The sequence below is a fragment of the Bacillus sp. EB106-04-02-XG92 genome, assembly GCF_058791995.1.
The window spans coordinates 286,622-306,709 of sequence record NZ_JBYTEA010000006.1 but is presented as its reverse complement, the minus strand read 5'-3'; the positions used below and the strand labels follow the sequence as shown (position 1 = coordinate 306,709).

Genomic DNA, 20,088 nt, shown 5'->3' with positions numbered 1-20,088 from the left:
TCCACCCTTTTCCTATATACTCGTTTGAATCAGTCCACCGTGTTCAAACTGTTGTAATACTTTCGTACGAATTTCTTGGAATAATTCCGAGGTTTTACTACGTGGATAAGGTAAATTATTTTCAATCACTTTATGTATTTTTCCAGGCTTTGCACTCATGAGGATAATTCGGTTTGAAAGATATATCGCTTCGTCTATATCATGAGTGACGAATAACATTGTCGTTTTCTTCTGTTCCCAAATATTCAACAGTACTTCTTGCAAATGACTTCTAGTAAAAGCATCAAGTGCCCCGAATGGTTCATCAAGTAATAATACGTTTGGATCTCTTAATAAGGCTCTCGCAATCGCAACACGTTGTGACATCCCGCCTGAAATTTCTTTCGGATAAGATTTTTCAAAACCGTCTAATCGAACGATTTCAATCCATTCCTTTACCTTATCTTTTACATACTTATCTTTTAACGACAAATCTGCAGCAATATTTTCTTCAACTGTTAACCATGGAAACAAGCGATGTTCTTGAAAAATAAATCCTTGTTTCTTACTTGGTTTTACGATTTTCTCCCCATCGATGATAACTTTACCTTCAAATTCGTTATCTAATCCCGCAACAATTTTCAAAAGCGTACTTTTCCCACAACCACTCGGGCCGATTACAGTGACAAAATCGCCTTTCTCTAATCGAAAATTAATATCTTCTAGCACCTGAACCGTACCAGTTTGTTTCGAAAAATATTTTGATACCCCATCAATTGAAACAGTCACAATTTCCCCTCCTTGAAATGATTCATCTAAATGAACAGATTCAGTATTTATATAATAAAAAAACCAAAGGCATTTCATTTTGTAATGAAATGCCTTTGGTTTCTCCAATCAGCTATTATAGAATTAACTACATATTATACAAATATTTCCGATAAGTCAACTGGGTTTTAATGAACGATATTTATTTTTTATAAATTGTAGCAGTTTCTATAATGATTTTGGGAAGTAACGTTTGAATTGTATGTAACACTGTATGCAGAGATTTTTGTACATATCCATCTTCAAAGTGTTCTAACGGCTCAGGTAATTCATCCTCATCCAATATGAAAAATTCTCCACTTGGAAGTACCATAATATCAAGGATTAAATCTTCAAAGGATACCACTTCATCCGTTATACAAGTATTCTTTACAATATTAAAATAAGAACCTAGATAACTCCCCTCCTGATCTCTCCAAACGTATAAATTATATGGCTGATTCCTCCAATAGTATGCAATTGTACAACTTCCTTCCGGGATCGTTAACTTCGTATCGTTTGCTGTCATAGTAAAAGAGTACTGTACTTCATGATACAAAACAATTTTATCTGGCTGCGTTTCTATTAGTAAACAAGCATGATCTACAGTTGTAGCATCATAGCGAATTTTTCTTTCAATAACTTCAATTCCTAACGGACATAAACAACTCAATTTTAAAATTCCCCCATTTATTTTAGTTCTTTCATTATATCTCTTTATATTTCCACTTAGAAAGCGTTCAGCCAATTCATTACTTGTTTTTAAAGATATAAAGTGAAACTTTAATCAGCCCTCACCAATCAGACTTTTATGGGCAGCCCGACCCCCACCTAACTTCTTTGCTTTCGCTGAATTTTGAGGTGGGGGTCTTACTGCCCATTAAAGCGGGATAAAATCATTTTCTACCTCACAAAGAAACCCCTTCTAAATTAGAAAGGGCTTAAATAACATTATTATTTTATAACCCATGATTTATACGCCTTTACTTCTAAACGAAACTTAGATTCTGTTAACCACTCCACAGCACTACATACAAGAGGAGATGAATTATCTTCAGTAATACTTTCTATCGGAATCCATCTAGCTCCTATTGAATCTTGCCCTTCAAATTGTTTCAGTACTTTGAATTCACCTTCGCATCTTTCAACAAAGTAAAAAACTGCGATATGATGAACATGTGTGTACTCCTTGAATTTTGATGGAAATTGAAAATCAACTGTACCTATTTGGTTTACTACCTTCACTTTCAGCCCAGTCTCTTCTTTCATCTCTCTATGAAATCCAGCTAGTAATGATTCTCCTTCTTCTAAACTACCACCAGGTAAATCATACCGATTTCTATATGGACCTTTAATTTTATCAACTACTAATAAATTATTGTCTTCAATACAAATGCCGTATACCCCAAACGCACGATGAAAATTAGTAGAATTATTCACGCTTCAACTTCTCCATAACTGCATCATAAAACTTCCGTTCCTCATCAACATTTAAGTGAACACGACTTACTGTTTTAGAAAATCCATATAATAATTGCGCCTTCACTGACCCTTTTAGTGTTATTTCAAATGTCGGAGGTTCCTTTATAAATTCCATCACGGTTGCATCAAGAACTTCCTTCTCTTTCTTTAAAGGTTCTCCTTTATAAAACGTAATTTTATCAATTTGTGTAAATGGTATAATAATTTTCTTTCCTAATCCGATTTGCATGATTATCTTTTCTTCCGCAACTATAATTGGATTTTTTCGCATTGCTTGTATTTCAGCTAAAAAATAAAACATTGCATACACGTTTAAAATAAGTAAAATCCATGCTATTACTGGATTCCATTGATGAAGCAAATAATGAAAACCGATACTTTCTATTAAGGTTGCATGGATGATCATGATATATACACCTATTGCACCAGTCTTTTTATGATATGAGTATACGCATTCACCTTCTGGTACTTTTACACGCCACGATAAAAATGCATAATAGTTTAACTTACACTCTGTTACAATAACATCTACCAATTTATTTCTTTTCATAGTAGCATGAAACGCTGCATCAATTGCATAAGAAAATGACGAATACTCTCTTTTATATTCTTTATATTTTCTTATAATGTTAGGAAGCATTCTAACGATTTTATAAAGAAGGAATAACTCTACGCATACAAAAGCAATTTCTCCCGCAACTATAATATAAGTAACATATGAAAAATCTAGTAAATATTCACTTGGAATAATAAACCTTGCAAATATATAACCAGCTATTACGACAGGAAATATATACGTTAATGAGTATCTTTTTCGAATGATAAAGAAATACGTAATGACCGGAATTACAAACATACAATCTAACAAAGAACCAAGTACTACTTCTTTCGGAGCAGCTGGTACAATTGGAAGGGCATACAATACATAGTTTGATAATAAGATGAAAGATATTAATCCAAACCAAATACCTTTTCGCCTTCGTGATAATGCGACATTCATACGTTCACCCTCTTATTTAAAAACCTCATCTAAATGGTCTTTATAAAATGAAATAGCACGCTCAAACTCTTTTACTTCCTCTACTTTTACGACTGTTTCAAGTAATAATTTCATTGCGGATTCATGTTCGTTTACGTTATATTTTGCTAATGATAAAAATACTTTCATTGGATCGTTCTCTGGAAATTTCTTCACCCCAGCTTCTAATACTGCAATCGCCTTTTCATACTCCCCTATACAACGATATGTACTCCCTAGACCAATATAAGCACCACAAAGTGATTCACCATCAAGTCCATTTGCGATTGCCTGTTCATAATACGGCATAGCCTCTGTTTCAAGCCCCATTACATCATGTATCCAGGCGCATTGATATAGTACTTCTGCATCCTTCGTAAAATTTGTTAATCCTATAAGTATCTCTTTGGACTGCGCATATTTCTTTTCATTTCTTAATTTAATAGCTTGCTTTAATAAATGTTCCATAGAATCCACTCCTCACCAATTATGCTATGTATCCATCTTAAATGGTTAACGTTTGTGCAAAAGTAAAATTCCCATAAATTAAAGTTTCGCTTCTCTCTATATACTATGCGGATTTACTCTTATCCAAATACTTAAAATTATAAAGTGGTAACACGATTACATAGTACTTCTAACCTTTTGACAATTTCTTTCGCTGTTTCATCTTTCCCATTACACGACTTTCCTTTACCGTCTTGTCCAATTACGTAGTGCACTGCTCCGCGCGAATATAAAGAATGTGGTGAATTTGCAATCATTATACTCGCCTTCGCTTCTTGCATTCTATTTTTCGCTCTTTCGAACAGTTCTTCTTCATTTACATCACTTTCAAGCTTAAAACCAACAAGTACCGTTTCTGAATCCCACTCTTTTATTTGTTTTAATACTTTCGGAGCCTTTTGAAAATGAATAATTGGTGCTATATCACTAGAAATTTTTCCATTCATATTAAGAACATTACCATCTTGATCACAAATTTTGTCTACGACCCAATCTGATCCCGCCGCTGCCATAATGACTGCATCGACCTTTTCATGCGTAATTATACTCTTCATTTTATCTTGTAAATCAACAATTCCTTCAAATGGGTGTAATTCCAATTGATTATTTATATCGTTCGGTTTCTCAGCGAAATAACCGTGTAAATATATAACATGTGCTCCTTTACTTATAAGCTCTTCGGCGATTATTCTTCCAATTGTTCCTTTTGCCATATTCGTATGACCACGCACTTGATCCCATTTTTCTAAACAACCACCACTTGTAATTAATACCTTTTTCCCCTTCATTGTAACCATCCCTTACTTATTTTTCTTACGAAACCATTCTGTTCCAAAGTCAACTATATCACGTTGTTTCATAAGACGACACTTTGCGTTTCCTATTTTCCCATTTGTTACAGTTCCCTTTTGTTCAAACGCTACACCAATTTCTACAAACTTATCAGAATCGTAATCCATATCAATAAACTCTTTCCAAACTCTTTCACCATTTTCTATAATAGGCGCTCCTACTTTTATTAACTCACATGCACCAGAACGTACTTCAGATAAATGTACAGACGTATTTGAGTCATATCCAACCCCAATTAATAATATGTATCCGTCTAAATCATATATTTTTCTTAATGGAGACTCCTCTCCTAAACTCATTGATAGTGATTGATTCATCGTTATTTCTACTGCATGTTTTCCCCATGCAGCAAAACTTCCTAATGGATGATTGCTACGTACTACATTCGGATATGTACGAAAACATTCAACTACCTTCCCCATTGCTCTTGTTGGAGTTATATGTGGCTCAAATGCTGGTACATTATCCCGAATAATTTGCCACCACTCTTCAGGTACAGGTGGTCTTGACCAATGTTTCGGATCAGATAAATCCGAAGATTGCGTTGGCATTATAATGGTTCCCTCTTCTGTAATCACTTTCATTAATGCCTCTACTACCGCAACTGCTCCGCCTGATACCCAGCCTATAGAACTTAGCGAAGAATGTACAATAACTGTCATTCCTTTTTCTAACCCTAATTTTCTTAAATCATTTGTAATTGTTTTAATTGTATTTGGCAATGGCGTACTTGCCACTATGTCATTCATTTTCACGATTGTTCCCCCATTTTGTTTTAAACTACTACATACATATATTATCATATTTTTCTTAATTTTTAACTTAATCGTTTTTATGAACATAAAAAATGGTAATATACTTACAAAGATATTGGTTACATTATGGTGTATTAATTTGAAATAACGATAGAAGGTGAACAAATGAAAAAAGCTTTATTCTCTTTTCTACTATTTGGACTCGTCTCCTTAAGCGCATGTGTTTCTTTTCAAAATGAATATGAAGATTATTGGGTATTAGAAAAATCCAGATATAATGAAATTGAATTTGGCCCATCAAATTTATATGAAAAGGCTCAAGAAGATCCCACGATGATACATTACTCAAACGGTAGTATTAGCGAAGGTAAAAGAATGATATATTTAGCATTTGGAACAAAGTACAAAAATGCTAAAATTACAGTAAAAGAAGTGAAGGATGAAAAAGACACAACTATTATCGTCTTTCATATCGAGAAAAGTAAAGGAAAAGATGAAAATCCAGTCATGTATATTGGTGTACCAAAACTTAGAGACTTTATTCAACTTGTAGATGAAAATGGAAACAAAATCTTTGAAATGAAGAAAAATGAAAGCGTTACATCACAGCAATAAAAACACTACAATGAAACAAAGATCTCATCAAAAATGATGAGACCTTTGTTTCATTTATCCTTCAATTGTAACCCCTGTAAACATCGATAAGTTCCCTGTTATTTTCTCACCTACACGTAAAAATAACCCTGCGGCTCTCCCGCTAATACAGTGTGAACCAATTAATAATTTACCAGTATAAGGACCATCCCATGTGTCAATTGTGTAGTCAGGCATTTCTATGTATTGCTGATATATTTTCCGCTGTTCAAAGTAATACGTTGTTTTATCTTCTACTAAAAGCTCATCATTTTCGTATATAGATACCCCTCCGCCTTCACGTCCGTATAAAGGTTTAGAAACATATGATTCATTTTTTTCAACAAACGGTTTATTTGTAAAATAGGTTGGTAGGAAGTATTTCTGTATAATCTCTCGCTCTTCTTCCTCAAAGAAGACTCCTTCTTCGTAAAGTTGCCAAATTAATGCGAGTACACTTTTATTTTGCATAAGAAAAGCAGCTGGCGGATTTATGATTTTCACTCTTCCTTGTGCTATATGATCTAAAAACTGGAGTCCAATTCTTTTCCCATTTTTATCGGTATCTGAAACTAAATATTCAATTGGATATAGTCTATATAAATAATGGATTCGTTCACCCTCTGGCGTATATATGCCATCATCTGCAACGACAATATCTTGTATACCTATATAATCCGTTGATTGATCTAAACAATAGCTTCTTAAAAATTGAACTGTTTGATGGTCTTCATCATGCCAATTATAACTAGTAAAATATATCGTCTCTATAGGACTAATATTATAGTCATGTTTAATTTGTTCCCACGCCTGCACAATATGTTCTTCTATATGGTTCGGATGGTTCACATCATGATAACGGCATAACACTTCATTTGCGACTGATGGCTCTAAATAACCTGTTGGTGTATCACAATTTACTTCTATTAACTTTATATCTTCACCATTTACGATAAAGTCAAACCTTGTAAAATATGAAAACAAACCAGTATGTTTCATTCTCGCAATTTCCCACGTTTCAGCCGGAAATCCTAGTGTTTGAAAATCTTCTGTTGTATTGACAATATATTGATACGTTCTATATAACACATACATAATTTCTTCTGTCGCTTTTGAAATAGCAGTATAAGTGTTTACCGGCATACGATACATACCTGTTGCCATATATTGATTCCATTCTTCTTTTTCTAATAGACTCGGCCACGTAAATCCATTCCGCCCAGCCTCTTCCGCAAGTGAAAACCATACTTTCATATACTCTTTTTGCTCTTGTTCTGTATACATAATCCTACTATCCTTTCGTATTATGATCCGGCTGGCGCTTTTGCATTTCCGATTCCACTGGAACCAGAATTCACTTTCGGCGTTTGAGTCATAGATGATTTCGGCGTATTTGTATCTGGCGTCACTTTATTTGAGGAATTTGGCTGTTGTTTATTTAAATCTACTTTATTGGAAGAATTATTGTTGTTACTGTTAGTTCCGCCGTAATACCCTCCACCACCGCTGCCACCAGTTCTACTTTGGTCTTTTTCACGATATGGAATAATATTATTTGCATACGGTTTCTTCATTATATTTGGTTTTGCTGTATAATTCATATTTGAAGTTCTGCTTGCTAATAAATATCCTGCTACGAATGGAAGTATCGGTAAGTGTGAATTTTCATGATACGATGAAAATGACGGATTCATTTCTTTACATAACTCATCATTTTCTACATTTTCATTAGTAGGAGTTTTATCATCACAATTTAAAGTTTCTTGTTCATTTCCTTGTTTTCCACCATCCGTTTTAGCAGCAGTACTTTCTTGTTGAGCAGTATCTTCTTCATAATCGCCACATCCAGTTAATAAAAAAGATGATACCCCTATCGAAGTAGCAATTTTTATAAATTTACTTTTATCCATTCTCATGTGTTATACACCCAATTTCTTTTATCTATATTTTTCCAGTTACCTATATTATATAATGTAATTATTATTTTTTTCAAACTATACACAACATGTATATTTACATATTTTCAATGCTATTCTTCCAGATAGCATTGAAACCTTTCGACTCCCGGATATTTTTCTCCTAAACTTTGAACCTGAAAACCACTTTTCTTATAAAATTCTACTGCTTCTTTGTCAGTCTCTGCTTCTACATAAGTCAATTGATGCATCCTTACTACTTCCTTTATCATTTGCAACGCAATTCCTTTATGACGATATTGCGGGACGACTGCTATGTGGCATATTCTCGCTTTATTTGTTCCGATTATTTCAATACCTATGCAAGCCTTTTCTTCAAATTTATAAAAAGTCCCTTTATTCCTTCCATAAAATAAGACTGCTTTCTTTAAACTAGTTTCACTTGGCCCAACTGCATACTGTAGTACATGTAAAATTGGATCTTTTTCAATTTGTTCAACACGCTGTAAATTCATTCTTCCATCCCTTTCTATGAAAAAAGACTAGCTCTTTATAAAAAGAGCTAATCTCATTACGCCGTTATTTTTTCTTCTTTTTTCACAACGACGGCTACATAACTGTGTAGTATCATTCCGACAATAACGAGGCTCATACCAACCCAAGATAAAGATGATGGAATTGGCGCAGATAGTAAGATGAGCTCTCCTACTAGCGCAAACGAAACTTCACCGGACTGTGTTGCTTCTACTGTTGCTAGTTTTTGTGGATCATCTTTTACAAGATCTGTCGCAAAGAAGAATAGTACTGTTGCGATTAAACCAGAACTAACTGCTACAATAAAACATTGGAAAACTTGACTACTTGACGGTAGCCCACCTGTTGATACTTCATAACCAGATAGTAAAAACCAAAATGGTAAGCTGGCTAATGTCATACCGAGAACTCGCTGGAATACGTCTAATTCCCCTTTACAAACTTGCATCATTTTTCGGTTTCCAAGAGGATACGCAAACGCTGCAATAAGTACAGGCACTACACATAAAACGGTTTCACGAATTCCTAATGAAGAAGCATGTTCTACTTGCATGAGTACAACACCGCATAAAATAATGCCTGACATAACTAATTCCTTCATTGGAAGTTTTTTATGTAACGGGTCAATTGCAAAAAATGGTGTTAACAAAATTCCTGCGACGATCGTAATTTGCCATGTTGATGCAACGAGCCAACCAGGTCCAAAAGCTCCAGCAAAACTAAGTGGTGCATAGAAGAGGCCAAATCCAATGATACTCCACACTAACCATTCTTTCGGATTATTTTTCATATATTGAAAGAGTTGCTTTAAGTTACCTCTATACATGACAATAAGTAAAAGCATTGGCACCATAAAGTAGTACCGTAATGATGCACTCCAAATCCAACTTCCACCTTCTAAGTCCATCGCCCGGTTTAAAACGAAGGTAAAGGCAAAGAAAAATGATGCCAATATCCCTACTGCAATAGCTTTCATTATAAAACCCCTTGTTAAGTTTCTTCTTAAATACTATACAACAAAATGAATATAATTAAAATTTGCAATCTTTAATTTGGACATAAACTAGCTCTATATAGTTTTCTCAATCGACTAATATGGGCTTGATGGTACCGATTATGATCTGCTATATGCCATATCCCCCATCTTATAGTCGCATTTTCTCCCTTTTCGTAAAAAACTTCTCGTATTAAATCAGCTTCTGTTAGTTTCATGCATTCCTCATAAAACATATGATGCACTGCTTCATAATCTTGCATTAATTGTTGCAACGTTTGTTTTCTTAAACTTGGCAGTTCTCCTACTTCATTTAACATAGGTCCATATTTATTTTCAAGTGCGAATGGAACTGCTTCGCCTTTTAAGCGATATACCCAATGTAAATCAACAACTGCTAAATGTTGAAGTAGTTGTCCAATGCTATTTTCATTATTTTCTGATCCTTTAAAAGACAATTCTTTCTCATCAATACCTTCTAATAACTTTTGCAATCGTTTAAATGTATCTGTAACAGTCGCATACAAAATCGCTACTTGCGGGTTCATATTTTTTTCTAATTGGAGGTCTCTCATAAAAAACTCCCTTTCTTACAAGAACAACACCATATATTCATCGTCACTATATACACCGTTCATTTTTAAAGCTCTTTTTTCAATTCCATACGTTTGAAAGCCCATTGATTCATACAACTTTTTTGCTGGCTCGTTTGTGGACACAACACCTAATGTCAATTGTTCCAAGTTCAGTTCTCTTGCTCTTTCAATTGCCTTACGTATTAACTCACGTGCAAGACCACTTCTTCGATTGCTTGCATCTACATACATTGCAACGATATGACCTTTATGTTTATACGCCTCTTTCTCTTCTGTTAGTAAAGTCACAACTCCAACTAATTGATAATCCTCATTAAAAGCACCGAATGTACAGCTAGTAGCAGCTGTTAAATTATTTTCCACTCGCTTAATCGGATTTTGCTGGCGAATCGCTTCTTCATAAGTTGTTACAAAAGCCTCTGGATTTACTTGTAATGCTTGTAAACGTAACTCCCAATATTGTTTCGCATCTTCTTTCGTAAGTAATCGAATCATATTTCTCCAGCCCCTTTAAGTTAACATAATATTTTTATAAACTACTATTTATAGATTCGTATTCTTCTCTTAACATACTATATCGATAACGATGAATGAACTTCCCTTGACGTAATCGATCATTTCTCATTAATCCTTCACAAATAAAACCAGCCTTTTCATAACTCTTTCTAGCTTGAAAATTATCTTCATCTACACGTAGCCAAACTTTTTCTAATTCAAATTCAAAGAATGCTTCATGTAACATACTATATAAGGCCGCTATTCCATACCCTTTACCCCAGTATTCTTTATTACCAATCGCGATTCCCAGTTCTGCATTTTTATTTGTTTTATCAAAGTTTTTAAGATCTACCCATCCAATATGTATGCCGTTCTCTGTAGTGATTGCTCTTTGTTCATAACCATTTTTTCGATTTATACATGCTTCAATCCATTTTTTCGTATCTTCACGAGTGAACGGTGGATATTGATCTGGTATAACTAAATGTTTCGTTACTTTTGTATCTAATGACCACTGATATCGATCTTCTACATCATTTAGTGTCAGTTCTCTTAATTGAACGAATGGTACATTCACTTTGCTATCCCCTTCTTATTTTCCTATAGAAAACCCTTCGAACATTCTTCCTCCATACTGTTCTAGCGTTTTTTCTACAAAAGTAATTAATTTCATTTTCTCTCCCGTTGTATAAAAACAATCGAAAGCCGCTACAAATTGATCTGCATATTGTTCATCATATTTTCTAAGTACCCTTATAAACCATTTTGAACTTCCCAGCCATTTCCCGTTTACTCTTAATACATATTCATGTAATAAATCAGCTAATAAATTCGCGATAAATAACTCTTCTTCTCTTTTTGATGCACCAATAAAATCATCCAAAGTATCTGTAATAAAATACCGCTTCTGCTTCATCATCTCTTCAGTCCATTTTGCTGGTCCTTTACTTAGTAAATCATTCGCTTCTTTTTTTAATTCCTCTACAATTTCATTTTCCCCTTTTAATACAATTCCCTCTGCAACTAATTGTGGCAACGAAGGTCTTCCGCGATCACAATCCATTTTAAAAAAGGATTTTATCGTTTCAAAATTATGTACAAATACCTCAACGGGCCATCCATTACTATAGAAAGATTCTCTATAACAAGATGACAAACTACGATCTACTATTACAATATCCAGGTCAGATGTTTTTGTCGCCTCTCCCCGTGCAACGCTTCCTCCTAGTAAAGCTACATCACAATTCGGAAATTGTGATGTAATGATGCTTTGTGCTGCTTCCATTGGTTTCATAACCGTTCCCCTTTTCTTATTTCACTTTCTTTTTTTCAGCTCTTTCTCTCGCTTTTTTTATATACGGTTCTGCGTCTGGTGTTTTACATGACGTTGCCCCGTGATCAACGTGTACTTTTCCAATTTCACGTGCAATTTCAATCGCTTTTCGCTCTAAGTCTTCATTACGAATTCCTATCGCAATTAAAGCACTATTCATTGCTTCTCTTTTTCTATTTTTTTCATTATGTATATTTTCTTTAATCTCTTCTAGATAAGGAGAGAAGAAATCATCCTGTAACGTTTTATTTTTAATCGCAATATTTGCTAATAAAGACCAGCCTGCTCTTCCAACCCATTCATCATCACACTTTGTCCATTCTTCCATTCTTTCTATCGCGATTGGCGACGTACAAATAGCCGTCATCAAAACGTCCATTAAACAATAATAATCAACTTCCTGTACCCATTCATTTAACTGTTCTGTCGTAACTTTTTTCGGATCTAATATCATCGTTGCTAATGTCATTGCATCCATATTTTTTGTTTCCCATAATAAAATCGCTAAATCATGATCTTTTTTTATCTTCTTTTTTAACAATTTTAAATTGGCAAAACTAACTCCGAATAGTGGCTCTTTCGCCCCGTGATTTTTATACGTTTTACGATTTTGTTCTGTTCCATATTCCTCTAGTTTCTGCATTACTTCTTCAAGTAACATATGCCCACCTCTTTATCTTTTCTGTTGACTTCATATATGTATGTACGATATATTCTACATTACTTTTTGTTTTTCCTATATTTATTTTTAAAATACGGTATGTGAAATTTTATAGTTACTACAAATAATTACAACAAACATGAAAACCTGTACATTTTACATTTCATCAATTCCAATAGTATAAAAAATAGAAAATAAAGAACTTTTATTGATTTGATTTTCATTTTTTATCACATTTATTTTCAGCCAAAATACTTGCTACTTTTTAATAACTCTCTTAACAAAATTTTCTTATATAAAAATCCCTACAGATGCTGTAGGGATTTTTGCCTAAATCATTTTGTTACGAATTTCATTCAACTATAACTACTCATTTTCTTTTTTCTTCTTTTGTTCCTCAGAAGGCTCTTCCGTTGGATCTGGTTCTTGTTCATCCTTTTTGTTTAACTCATTATTTTTTTCTTTAGCAGGATCTTGTTTTTCATTTTTTTCTTCCTGTCGTTGTTCAGAAGGTTCCTCAGTCGGATCTGGCTCCTTTTCATCTTTTGGAGCTGGATTACAGCCAATTAATAAACCTACTGTAAATATACTTGTCATACATATTGAAAGCATTTTTTTATAATTCAATTAAAGCACCTCCTAAAATGAATATCCCTAGTATTGTTTCCAACTCATAATTAAAATTATCCAATTATTTTTGACGTTTCTTTCGAAATGACATCCCTTTAAAATCTTACATACTTTTGGCCAAACTTTTTTACGATTGTACAAAAGTTTTTTTGCAATTACCTCCCTATAATTGCTAATATAGTAGAGTAGAACTTTTATAGAGAGAAGGAAAATTATGCACAATGGAATTCGAATGACAACTTTAGTGAAAAGGGCTATGCTGGTTTGCGCGGGGGTATTATTTACATACGAAACGGCTTTAGGATCAGCACATACTGCTCTCGCAAGTACAGAGGATGAAGCAAAATCTGTTCAACTTGTAAGTGAAATCCAATCGTCTCTTGCACCGAAAGAAGCTCCAAAACAATATAACGGGCAAGTTAGAAAAGTCGCGTACTTAACATTTGATGATGGTCCTGGAAAATACACAGCTGAGCTTTTAGATATGTTAAAGAAAGAAAATGCGAAAGCAACATTTTTCCTTATTGGTTCAAACGTAAAAGCATTCCCGGATCTTGTAAAACGTGAAGATGCTGAAGGCCACTACGTTGGGATGCACAGTATGACTCATAACTACAAGAAGCTTTACACAGAAGGTCATTACGTAGATGAGATGAAAGAAGATCAAGGCCTAATTGCTGGTGTTCTAGGTAAATCACCAGTATTAACTCGTCCATCTTATGGCTCAATGCCAGGATTAAACGAAGCTCTTCGCAACAAAGTTGTCGAAAATGGCTTAAAAGTTTGGGATTGGACAATTGATTCTTTAGACTGGAAATATAACAAAATGCCAGTTGACGCTGCATCAGCTAAAATTGTAGAAAACGTACTAAATGGTGCTAACAAACCGACAGAAGTTATTCTTATGCACGACATTCATCCACAATCTGTTAAAGCAGTACCTGGAATTATTAAAGGGCTGAAAGAAAAAGGATATGAATTAGAAAGTTATAGTGAGAACGAACACTTCCCATTAAACTTCTGGCACGATAATCGTATGTAATGAAAAAGACTCTATTTCCTCTAGTAGGTTATTGAGTCTTTTTTTATCGAATTGGGAAATTCCCTTACATAGAATACCTATACAAAATTTCACCGTATTAATAATATATGTCTCTTCCTTTTAGCAAGAAACAATCAAATAAATGTAACTTTGAAAAATGTCATGCTATACTATAGCCTAGTTTAAAATAAGTAGGTGTCATATGATAGTTTATACAGTTCAAGCTGAAGCAGCATGGAAACAATTTAAGAAACTTGGTTATTTAGAAGGAAGTAAAGAAAACATTGATCCCGATTTTATATATTCATACGATTGGATGATACGTGTAGCTAAAAACAGATTACCCCATTATGAAGATAACTATCCTATTTGGGTTTGGGAAGCAAATAATTATCCAAACCGAAATCATAAAGCTTGGGGTAGGGAAAATTCAAAAATGGTAATTTTAACACTTGATGTGCCAGAAGAATGGGTACTATGGAGTGATATTAGTTACTGGTGTTGTGCTATGGGTGATAGTTCTAAGTATTTTCATCAAACTAATAAACCAACATTAGAGGACTGGTTTACTTTTATGGATGAAGAATACAAATTATTATTCGATTTCGACTATTTGTTATCACATCCTGATTGGTATAAAGGTAAAGAGGCTTCATTAGAAAAACAAGGTGTTATCGGCAAAATCCCTCTTTCCTTTGTAAAAAAAGTAAGACGTTTTCGTGCTAAGGAAGATAAATCTATTAATGAAATCAGAAGTGATAACTGGGATAATAGAAAAGAAAACCGTATTAAAAAGATGAATCAAAAATTAAGAAAAAGAAAAGAAAAGCAAAAAGGATTGCAAAAGCGACTTATACGAAATTAACATATATATCAAAATACAGTACGAAATTATGGATTGGATATACAAATTCAATCCTATTTTTTTATATTATCAACACTTTAGCACATATTACTCTTAAGGAGTGATGTGTATATGGATTTTCTTTCAGCCGAATATTTGTCCGCCTTACTTGCCATCATTGTAATCGATTTAGTGTTAGCCGGTGATAATGCGATTGTAATTGGGTTAGCAGCAAGGCGATTACCGAAAGATCAGCAAAAGAAAGTTATTATATGGGGAACTATCGGGGCAATCGCAATTAGAGCTCTCGCTACGTTAGTTGTCGTTTGGTTGTTAAAAATACCAGGGCTACTTCTAATTGGTGGTGTACTCCTTATATGGATCGCTTACAAATTAATTGCTGAAGGCAAAGATCATGATATTAAGGCAGAAGAAGGATTTTGGTCTGCTATAAAAACCATTATTATTGCTGATGCATTAATGGGTATTGATAATGTACTTGCTGTTGCAGGAGCTGCGCATGGCAATTTTTCTTTAGTCATCATCGGACTATTAGTATCTATTCCAGTAGTAGTTTGGGGCAGTACATTAATTTTAAAATGGGTGGACCGGTTCCCTGTTATCATTACGATTGGAGCAGCTGTTTTAGCTTATACTGCTGCGAAAATGATTGTAGATGAGAAATGGTTCGCTGGATTTTTCGAAAGTAACCCTTTCATTAAATGGGCATTTATCATTATTATCATTGCTGGTGTAGTATTCTTTGGAAAGATGAAACAAAAAACTAAGGATAACTCTGTATAATGACTACGTTATTTGTACAAATAAAAGCGCTACTCATATGAGTAGCGCTTTTTACTATTTATTTCGTTTCTCCGTCTGCAGTCGTTTTTACCTTCGTTTTATTTTTATCACGATTGTTATAGTTGTACTTCGAACGATCGACCGGTGTAAATCCTTCCGGTGTATAGAATCGTAATAAGTCACCGTTTACGACTTGGTCAGAGTATTTTAATGATTTTTGAACCATTTGTTCATTTTGTTTTATTTCGTCTGTTAATTCTACAGAGTTACCGGTAGCTGTATCATAGTATTTTCCATTCAATGCAGTAACTGTTGGACTTACGAAGTTTCCGTTACGGAATGGAACAACTTGTTTATGCTCTGGTGATAATAAATCAGATCCGAACTGGACATAATTTTTCGTATCTGTACCTAGTAAGTGTAATAGCGTCGGAAGAACATCAATTTCTCCGCCGTATTGATGTTGTACGCCGCCCTTCATTCCTGGGACACGAACGATTAATGGTACTCGTTGCAGCTGTGCATTTTCGAATAAGTTCATTTCTTTACCCATTATTTGAGACATTGCTGCGCCATGATTATCTGAAATACCGTAATGGTCACCGTACATAACGATAATTGAGTTATCGTATAAACCAGATTGTTTCAAGTAATCCAAAAATCCTTTTACAGACTCATCTAAATAACGTGCTGTTTGGAAATACGTATCTACTGAAGAGTCACCTGTTTTAGCTGGTTCAATCGTCGCTTCCTCTTTATCAATCGGATAAGGGAAATGGTTCGATAACGTAATGAACTTCGTATAGAACGGTTGTTTCAATGTTTGTAATAATGGAATGGATTCGTTAAAGAATGGTTTATCTTTTAATCCATAGTTTACTACATCTTTTTCGTTCATATCGTAGTATGACGCATCAAAGAATTTATTAAAACCAAATGATTTATAAATATCGTCACGGTTCCAAAATGTTTTGTAGTTACCGTGGAACACTGCTGATGTGTATCCTTGTTGCCCTAAAATAGCTGGTGCTGATTGATACGTGTTATGAGCTTTATTCGTAAAAACAGATCCTTGCGGTAATCCATACATTGAGTTTTCTAGCATGAACTCAGCATCAGATGTTTTACCTTGTCCTGTTTGATGGAAGAAGTTATCAAAATATAACGTATTTGCATCTTTTGTAAATGAGTTTAAGAACGGTGTAACTTCTTGCCCATTTAATTTGTAATCAATTAAAAAGTTTTGGAATGACTCTAAATGAATATAAATTACGTTCATGCCTTTTCCTTTACCAAAGTACTCAGGATTTGGACTTGCATATGTTGATGCAAGATAATTTCTAACTTCTGTCATATTATCTCCATCAGCTAACGCTCGTTCTGTTGATGCTTTCGCACTTTGAATGCCATCATAAATCGTATAGTTGTATGCCCCTAAATATTTCACAATATAATTACGGTCAAATGTTCTTGTTAATAATTCAGGACGATCAGATTCTGCAAGACCTAAGTTAATGCTGAATAATAAAATACCTGCTACAAATACTAGTGATAATTTATGCTTCGCAACACGAATTGGTTTTGGACTTGCAAATTTTGTTGCGACTAAAACAATTAAAATGATTGTATCTAAGAAATATAGAGGATCATATGCGTGTAGCAATGCAAAAATACTACCACCTAAATCTCCAAAGTTATTCGTTTGTGTTAATGTCGGGAACGTAATAAAGTCGCTGAAAAAGCGATAATATACTACGTTTGCGTATAAAAGTATAGACATTAACAAATTAATAACAATTAACCAAATATAAGCACGTTTCCCCTTTGCGAACAATGCAAGCCCTAAAAATAGAACTGCCGAGCTTAACGGGTTGAAAAACAGTAAAAACTTTTGGATTGTGTTAGATATCCCTAAGTTAAATTCTGTCACATAAGCTGCATATGTTTTTAACCAGAATAAAACAATGGCAAACACGAAAAATCCAAAGTGATTACTTAACACACTTTTACTCTTTAATAAGAACTGTTTCATCTCTCCACCTCTTTTAATCATCCAAGGCTTATTTTTATATAAGTCTGTCTTTCTATTCAATTTTTCATCTCCAAATAGATTTTATTTATTTTACTATATGAAGAATATTAGTAATTATAATTTGAAGCTTTTATTTATTCAACTATTTCTTTTCAAATATTTTGACCTTGGTTTCTATTTAACAAAATAAATTTGTAACATTTTTTGTTTTCTCCCAAGACTCACCCACTAATTATGACACCACATACTATAAACCTTTCTTTACTGTTTCGCAAATAAATATGTCTCCAGTTCTGGAACATTAAAGCAATATAATGAAATTCACTATAGATTGCATTAGTTTTTTTCTGTGTCTATTACACCTCTTCATGTATTTCACAGTTTATTCATACTGTAGCCATTTCTCTATATACAACATCAAAATATCTTTCCGCCCCTAAAGTTATTTCTGTATAATTATTCATAACACATAAAATCAATGATTATAAAAAAACCTCGCTCTCATTACGAGAGCGAGGTTTTCATCATTTATTATTGACCTTTGTACATTGCATCTACTTGTTTTTGAAGTTCTTCATTTTCTAAGAACTCATCGTAAGTAGCCTCTTTATCGATTACACCGTTTGGCGTTACTTCGATAATACGGTTTGCAATTGTTTGTACGAACTGATGGTCATGAGATGTGAATAACATTGTACCTTTAAATGCGATTAAACCGTTGTTTAATGCAGTGATAGACTCAAGGTCTAAGTGGTTCGTTGGATCGTCAAGTGTGATTACGTTCGCACCACTTAACATCATTTTAGATAGCATACAACGAACTTTTTCGCCTCCAGATAGTACAGAAACGTTCTTCTTAACTTCTTCACCTGAGAATAACATACGGCCTAAGAAACCACGTAAGAAGCTTTCTGACTCATCTTGTGGAGAGAATTGACGTAACCATTCAACTAAGTTGTAGTCACTGTTCTCAAAGTATTTAGAGTTATCTCTTGGGAAGTAAGATTGAGATGTTGTAACGCCCCATTTGAATGAACCGCTATCTGGCTCCATTTCTCCCATAAGAATTTTAAATAATGTTGTCATTGCAATATCGTTACGACCGATAAATGCAACTTTATCACCTTTATTTAAAGTGAAGTACACATTATCTAACACTTTTTCGCCATCAATTGTTTTAGAAAGACCTTCAACAGTTAATAAGTCATTTCCTACTTCACGCTCAGGTGTGAAGCCAACGAATGGGTAACGACGTGATGATGGTCTAATATCATCTAATGTAATTTTATCTAATAATTTTTTACGAGAAGTTGCTTGTTTCGCTTTAGATGCGTTTGAGCTAAAGCGTGCAATGAAGTTTTGTAACTCTTTTACTTTCTCTTCTTTTTTCTTATTAGCATCTTGTGTTAATTTTAAAGCTAATTGGCTTGACTCATACCAGAAGTCATAGTTACCAACATAAAGTTGAATTTTACCGAAATCAAGATCAGCCATGTGCGTACAAACTTTATTTAAGAAGTGACGGTCATGGGATACAACGATTACTGTATTTTCAAAGTTCATTAAGAAGTTTTCTAACCATTGAATCGCTTTTAAGTCCAAGTGGTTGGTAGGCTCATCTAGTAATAGAATGTCTGGTTTACCGAATAAAGCTTGAGCAAGTAATACTTTTACTTTTTCTGCCCCAGTTAATTCTGATAATTTCTTATCATGTAGATCTTCACCAATACCTAAACCTTTTAGTAAGATTGCAGCTTCTGACTCAGCTTCCCAACCGTTAAGCTCAGCGAACTCACCTTCAAGTTCAGCAGCACGCATACCATCTTCATCACTAAAGTCTTCTTTCATGTAAATGGCATTTTTCTCTTGCATTACTTTGTAAAGTTGCGTGTGACCCATAATAACTGTTTCTAATACTGGGAACTCTTCATATTCGAAGTGGTTCTGTTTTAATACTGCTAGACGCTCACCTGGCGTAATATGTATGTCACCTGTTGATGGTTCAATTTCTCCAGATAAAATCTTTAGAAACGTCGATTTACCAGCACCGTTTGCTCCGATTAAACCGTAGCAGTTACCTGGCGTGAATTTTATGTTAACATCTTCAAACAATTTGCGATCCGCAAAACGCAAACTAACGTTACTTACTGTAATCATTTGTGTCCTCCTAC

The 20,088-nt window shown here is 34.0% G+C and carries 23 protein-coding genes; 4 read left to right on the top strand and 19 right to left on the bottom strand.

The features are described from left to right. Positions 1 to 12 precede the first annotated feature (12 nt). From AC3WVA_RS17650 to aacC, 7 genes are all read right to left on the bottom strand, one after another. Positions 13 to 768, bottom strand: coding sequence for an ABC transporter ATP-binding protein (locus AC3WVA_RS17650; protein ID WP_048526005.1), 756 nt, complete (start codon positions 766 to 768; stop codon positions 13 to 15). Positions 769 to 949: 181 nt separating this feature from the next. Continuing rightward, a complete protein-coding gene (locus AC3WVA_RS17645) occupies positions 950 to 1,459 on the bottom strand; it encodes a ribonuclease FAU-1 family protein (protein WP_071757165.1) in 510 nt (169 codons plus the stop codon). 281 nt (positions 1,460 to 1,740) lie between these two features. Next, positions 1,741 to 2,226: an NUDIX hydrolase gene (locus AC3WVA_RS17640; RefSeq protein ID WP_098880990.1), complete on the bottom strand. Its 486-nt coding sequence runs from the start codon at positions 2,224 to 2,226 to the stop codon at positions 1,741 to 1,743. Continuing rightward, positions 2,219 to 3,268: a hypothetical protein gene (locus tag AC3WVA_RS17635; protein WP_098880989.1), complete on the bottom strand. Its 1,050-nt coding sequence runs from the start codon at positions 3,266 to 3,268 to the stop codon at positions 2,219 to 2,221. The genes AC3WVA_RS17640 and AC3WVA_RS17635 overlap by 8 nt, the downstream gene beginning before the upstream one ends. Before the next feature lie 12 nt (positions 3,269 to 3,280). After that, on the bottom strand, positions 3,281 to 3,754 hold the full coding sequence (locus AC3WVA_RS17630) for a tetratricopeptide repeat protein (RefSeq protein WP_048526009.1): 474 nt from the start codon (positions 3,752 to 3,754) through the stop codon (positions 3,281 to 3,283). A 137-nt stretch (positions 3,755 to 3,891) separates the two neighbouring features. After that, the gene (locus AC3WVA_RS17625) at positions 3,892 to 4,581 is read right to left on the bottom strand and encodes a phosphopantothenoylcysteine decarboxylase domain-containing protein (RefSeq protein WP_098346886.1); all 690 of its coding nucleotides are present in this window, start codon (positions 4,579 to 4,581) and stop codon (positions 3,892 to 3,894) included. Between the two features lie 12 nt (positions 4,582 to 4,593). Continuing rightward, positions 4,594 to 5,394, bottom strand: a complete 801-nt coding sequence (aacC, locus tag AC3WVA_RS17620; protein WP_128805801.1) for a BA2930 family N-acetyltransferase — start codon at positions 5,392 to 5,394, stop codon at positions 4,594 to 4,596. A gap of 171 nt (positions 5,395 to 5,565) precedes the next feature. Here aacC and AC3WVA_RS17615 point away from each other — a divergent pair, with 171 nt between their 5' ends. Continuing rightward, positions 5,566 to 6,015 (top strand): hypothetical protein, encoded by a 450-nt coding sequence (locus tag AC3WVA_RS17615; protein ID WP_098880988.1) that lies wholly within the window; start codon positions 5,566 to 5,568, stop codon positions 6,013 to 6,015. A 54-nt stretch (positions 6,016 to 6,069) separates the two neighbouring features. On the opposite strand, the gene AC3WVA_RS17610 is transcribed toward AC3WVA_RS17615, so the two are convergent. The 10 genes from AC3WVA_RS17610 to AC3WVA_RS17565 form a co-directional block, all read right to left on the bottom strand. Then, positions 6,070 to 7,317 carry a glutathionylspermidine synthase family protein gene (locus AC3WVA_RS17610; protein WP_098346884.1) on the bottom strand — a complete coding sequence of 416 codons (1,248 nt, stop codon included), beginning with the start codon at positions 7,315 to 7,317 and terminating at the stop codon, positions 6,070 to 6,072. A gap of 20 nt (positions 7,318 to 7,337) precedes the next feature. After that, complete coding sequence (locus AC3WVA_RS17605; protein ID WP_098346883.1) at positions 7,338 to 7,949, bottom strand: hypothetical protein; 612 nt, start codon at positions 7,947 to 7,949, stop codon at positions 7,338 to 7,340. Positions 7,950 to 8,062: 113 nt separating this feature from the next. Next, entirely contained in the window at positions 8,063 to 8,464 is a 402-nt protein-coding gene (locus AC3WVA_RS17600; protein ID WP_048526017.1) for a GNAT family N-acetyltransferase, read from the bottom strand. Positions 8,465 to 8,520: 56 nt separating this feature from the next. Further along, positions 8,521 to 9,459, bottom strand: a complete 939-nt coding sequence (locus tag AC3WVA_RS17595) for a DMT family transporter (RefSeq protein ID WP_429603969.1) — start codon at positions 9,457 to 9,459, stop codon at positions 8,521 to 8,523. 71 nt (positions 9,460 to 9,530) lie between these two features. Beyond that, positions 9,531 to 10,052, bottom strand: coding sequence for a DinB family protein (locus AC3WVA_RS17590; RefSeq protein WP_098880986.1), 522 nt, complete (start codon positions 10,050 to 10,052; stop codon positions 9,531 to 9,533). A gap of 15 nt (positions 10,053 to 10,067) precedes the next feature. Continuing rightward, positions 10,068 to 10,568 carry a GNAT family N-acetyltransferase gene (locus tag AC3WVA_RS17585; protein WP_098346880.1) on the bottom strand — a complete coding sequence of 167 codons (501 nt, stop codon included), beginning with the start codon at positions 10,566 to 10,568 and terminating at the stop codon, positions 10,068 to 10,070. A gap of 34 nt (positions 10,569 to 10,602) precedes the next feature. Continuing rightward, complete coding sequence (locus AC3WVA_RS17580) at positions 10,603 to 11,148, bottom strand: GNAT family N-acetyltransferase (RefSeq protein ID WP_098880985.1); 546 nt, start codon at positions 11,146 to 11,148, stop codon at positions 10,603 to 10,605. 15 nt (positions 11,149 to 11,163) lie between these two features. Next, positions 11,164 to 11,865, bottom strand: a complete 702-nt coding sequence (locus AC3WVA_RS17575; protein WP_048526024.1) for a nucleotidyltransferase domain-containing protein — start codon at positions 11,863 to 11,865, stop codon at positions 11,164 to 11,166. A gap of 16 nt (positions 11,866 to 11,881) precedes the next feature. Then, positions 11,882 to 12,565: a DNA alkylation repair protein gene (locus AC3WVA_RS17570; protein WP_048526026.1), complete on the bottom strand. Its 684-nt coding sequence runs from the start codon at positions 12,563 to 12,565 to the stop codon at positions 11,882 to 11,884. A 366-nt stretch (positions 12,566 to 12,931) separates the two neighbouring features. Further along, positions 12,932 to 13,192, bottom strand: coding sequence for a hypothetical protein (locus tag AC3WVA_RS17565; RefSeq protein ID WP_098346877.1), 261 nt, complete (start codon positions 13,190 to 13,192; stop codon positions 12,932 to 12,934). Positions 13,193 to 13,409: 217 nt separating this feature from the next. Between AC3WVA_RS17565 and AC3WVA_RS17560 the strand changes: the two genes are divergently transcribed. From AC3WVA_RS17560 to AC3WVA_RS17550, 3 genes are all read left to right on the top strand, one after another. Then, positions 13,410 to 14,237, top strand: a complete 828-nt coding sequence (locus AC3WVA_RS17560) for a peptidoglycan-N-acetylglucosamine deacetylase (RefSeq protein ID WP_492322068.1) — start codon at positions 13,410 to 13,412, stop codon at positions 14,235 to 14,237. A 202-nt stretch (positions 14,238 to 14,439) separates the two neighbouring features. Beyond that, on the top strand, positions 14,440 to 15,102 hold the full coding sequence (locus AC3WVA_RS17555) for a DUF3841 domain-containing protein (RefSeq protein ID WP_098880984.1): 663 nt from the start codon (positions 14,440 to 14,442) through the stop codon (positions 15,100 to 15,102). Between the two features lie 111 nt (positions 15,103 to 15,213). Beyond that, entirely contained in the window at positions 15,214 to 15,885 is a 672-nt protein-coding gene (locus AC3WVA_RS17550) for a TerC family protein (RefSeq protein WP_048526046.1), read from the top strand. 58 nt (positions 15,886 to 15,943) lie between these two features. On the opposite strand, the gene ltaS is transcribed toward AC3WVA_RS17550, so the two are convergent. Both ltaS and AC3WVA_RS17540 read right to left on the bottom strand, forming a co-directional pair. Further along, positions 15,944 to 17,917, bottom strand: a complete 1,974-nt coding sequence (gene ltaS / locus AC3WVA_RS17545) for a lipoteichoic acid synthase (RefSeq protein WP_098880995.1) — start codon at positions 17,915 to 17,917, stop codon at positions 15,944 to 15,946. A gap of 531 nt (positions 17,918 to 18,448) precedes the next feature. Then, on the bottom strand, positions 18,449 to 20,074 hold the full coding sequence (locus AC3WVA_RS17540; RefSeq protein WP_048526047.1) for an ABC-F family ATP-binding cassette domain-containing protein: 1,626 nt from the start codon (positions 20,072 to 20,074) through the stop codon (positions 18,449 to 18,451). Between the last annotated feature and the right edge of the window lie 14 nt (positions 20,075 to 20,088).

Bases quoted from the DNA above. Each gene is read 5' to 3' on its own strand.
- AC3WVA_RS17635 (WP_098880989.1), bottom strand. From the start codon at position 3,268: ATGAATGTCGCATTATCACGAAGGCGAAAAGGTATTTGGTTTGGATTA.
- AC3WVA_RS17630 (WP_048526009.1), bottom strand. From the start codon at position 3,754: ATGGAACATTTATTAAAGCAAGCTATTAAATTAAGAAATGAAAAGAAA.
- AC3WVA_RS17625 (WP_098346886.1), bottom strand. From the start codon at position 4,581: ATGAAGGGGAAAAAGGTATTAATTACAAGTGGTGGTTGTTTAGAAAAA.
- aacC (WP_128805801.1), bottom strand. From the start codon at position 5,394: ATGAATGACATAGTGGCAAGTACGCCATTGCCAAATACAATTAAAACA.
- AC3WVA_RS17615 (WP_098880988.1), top strand. From the start codon at position 5,566: ATGAAAAAAGCTTTATTCTCTTTTCTACTATTTGGACTCGTCTCCTTA.
- AC3WVA_RS17610 (WP_098346884.1), bottom strand. From the start codon at position 7,317: ATGTATACAGAACAAGAGCAAAAAGAGTATATGAAAGTATGGTTTTCA.
- AC3WVA_RS17605 (WP_098346883.1), bottom strand. From the start codon at position 7,949: ATGAGAATGGATAAAAGTAAATTTATAAAAATTGCTACTTCGATAGGG.
- AC3WVA_RS17600 (WP_048526017.1), bottom strand. From the start codon at position 8,464: ATGAATTTACAGCGTGTTGAACAAATTGAAAAAGATCCAATTTTACAT.
- AC3WVA_RS17595 (WP_429603969.1), bottom strand. From the start codon at position 9,459: ATGAAAGCTATTGCAGTAGGGATATTGGCATCATTTTTCTTTGCCTTT.
- AC3WVA_RS17590 (WP_098880986.1), bottom strand. From the start codon at position 10,052: ATGAGAGACCTCCAATTAGAAAAAAATATGAACCCGCAAGTAGCGATT.
- AC3WVA_RS17585 (WP_098346880.1), bottom strand. From the start codon at position 10,568: ATGATTCGATTACTTACGAAAGAAGATGCGAAACAATATTGGGAGTTA.
- AC3WVA_RS17575 (WP_048526024.1), bottom strand. From the start codon at position 11,865: ATGAAACCAATGGAAGCAGCACAAAGCATCATTACATCACAATTTCCG.
- AC3WVA_RS17570 (WP_048526026.1), bottom strand. From the start codon at position 12,565: ATGTTACTTGAAGAAGTAATGCAGAAACTAGAGGAATATGGAACAGAA.
- AC3WVA_RS17560 (WP_492322068.1), top strand. From the start codon at position 13,410: ATGCACAATGGAATTCGAATGACAACTTTAGTGAAAAGGGCTATGCTG.
- AC3WVA_RS17555 (WP_098880984.1), top strand. From the start codon at position 14,440: ATGATAGTTTATACAGTTCAAGCTGAAGCAGCATGGAAACAATTTAAG.
- AC3WVA_RS17550 (WP_048526046.1), top strand. From the start codon at position 15,214: ATGGATTTTCTTTCAGCCGAATATTTGTCCGCCTTACTTGCCATCATT.
- ltaS (WP_098880995.1), bottom strand. From the start codon at position 17,917: ATGAAACAGTTCTTATTAAAGAGTAAAAGTGTGTTAAGTAATCACTTT.
- AC3WVA_RS17540 (WP_048526047.1), bottom strand. From the start codon at position 20,074: ATGATTACAGTAAGTAACGTTAGTTTGCGTTTTGCGGATCGCAAATTG.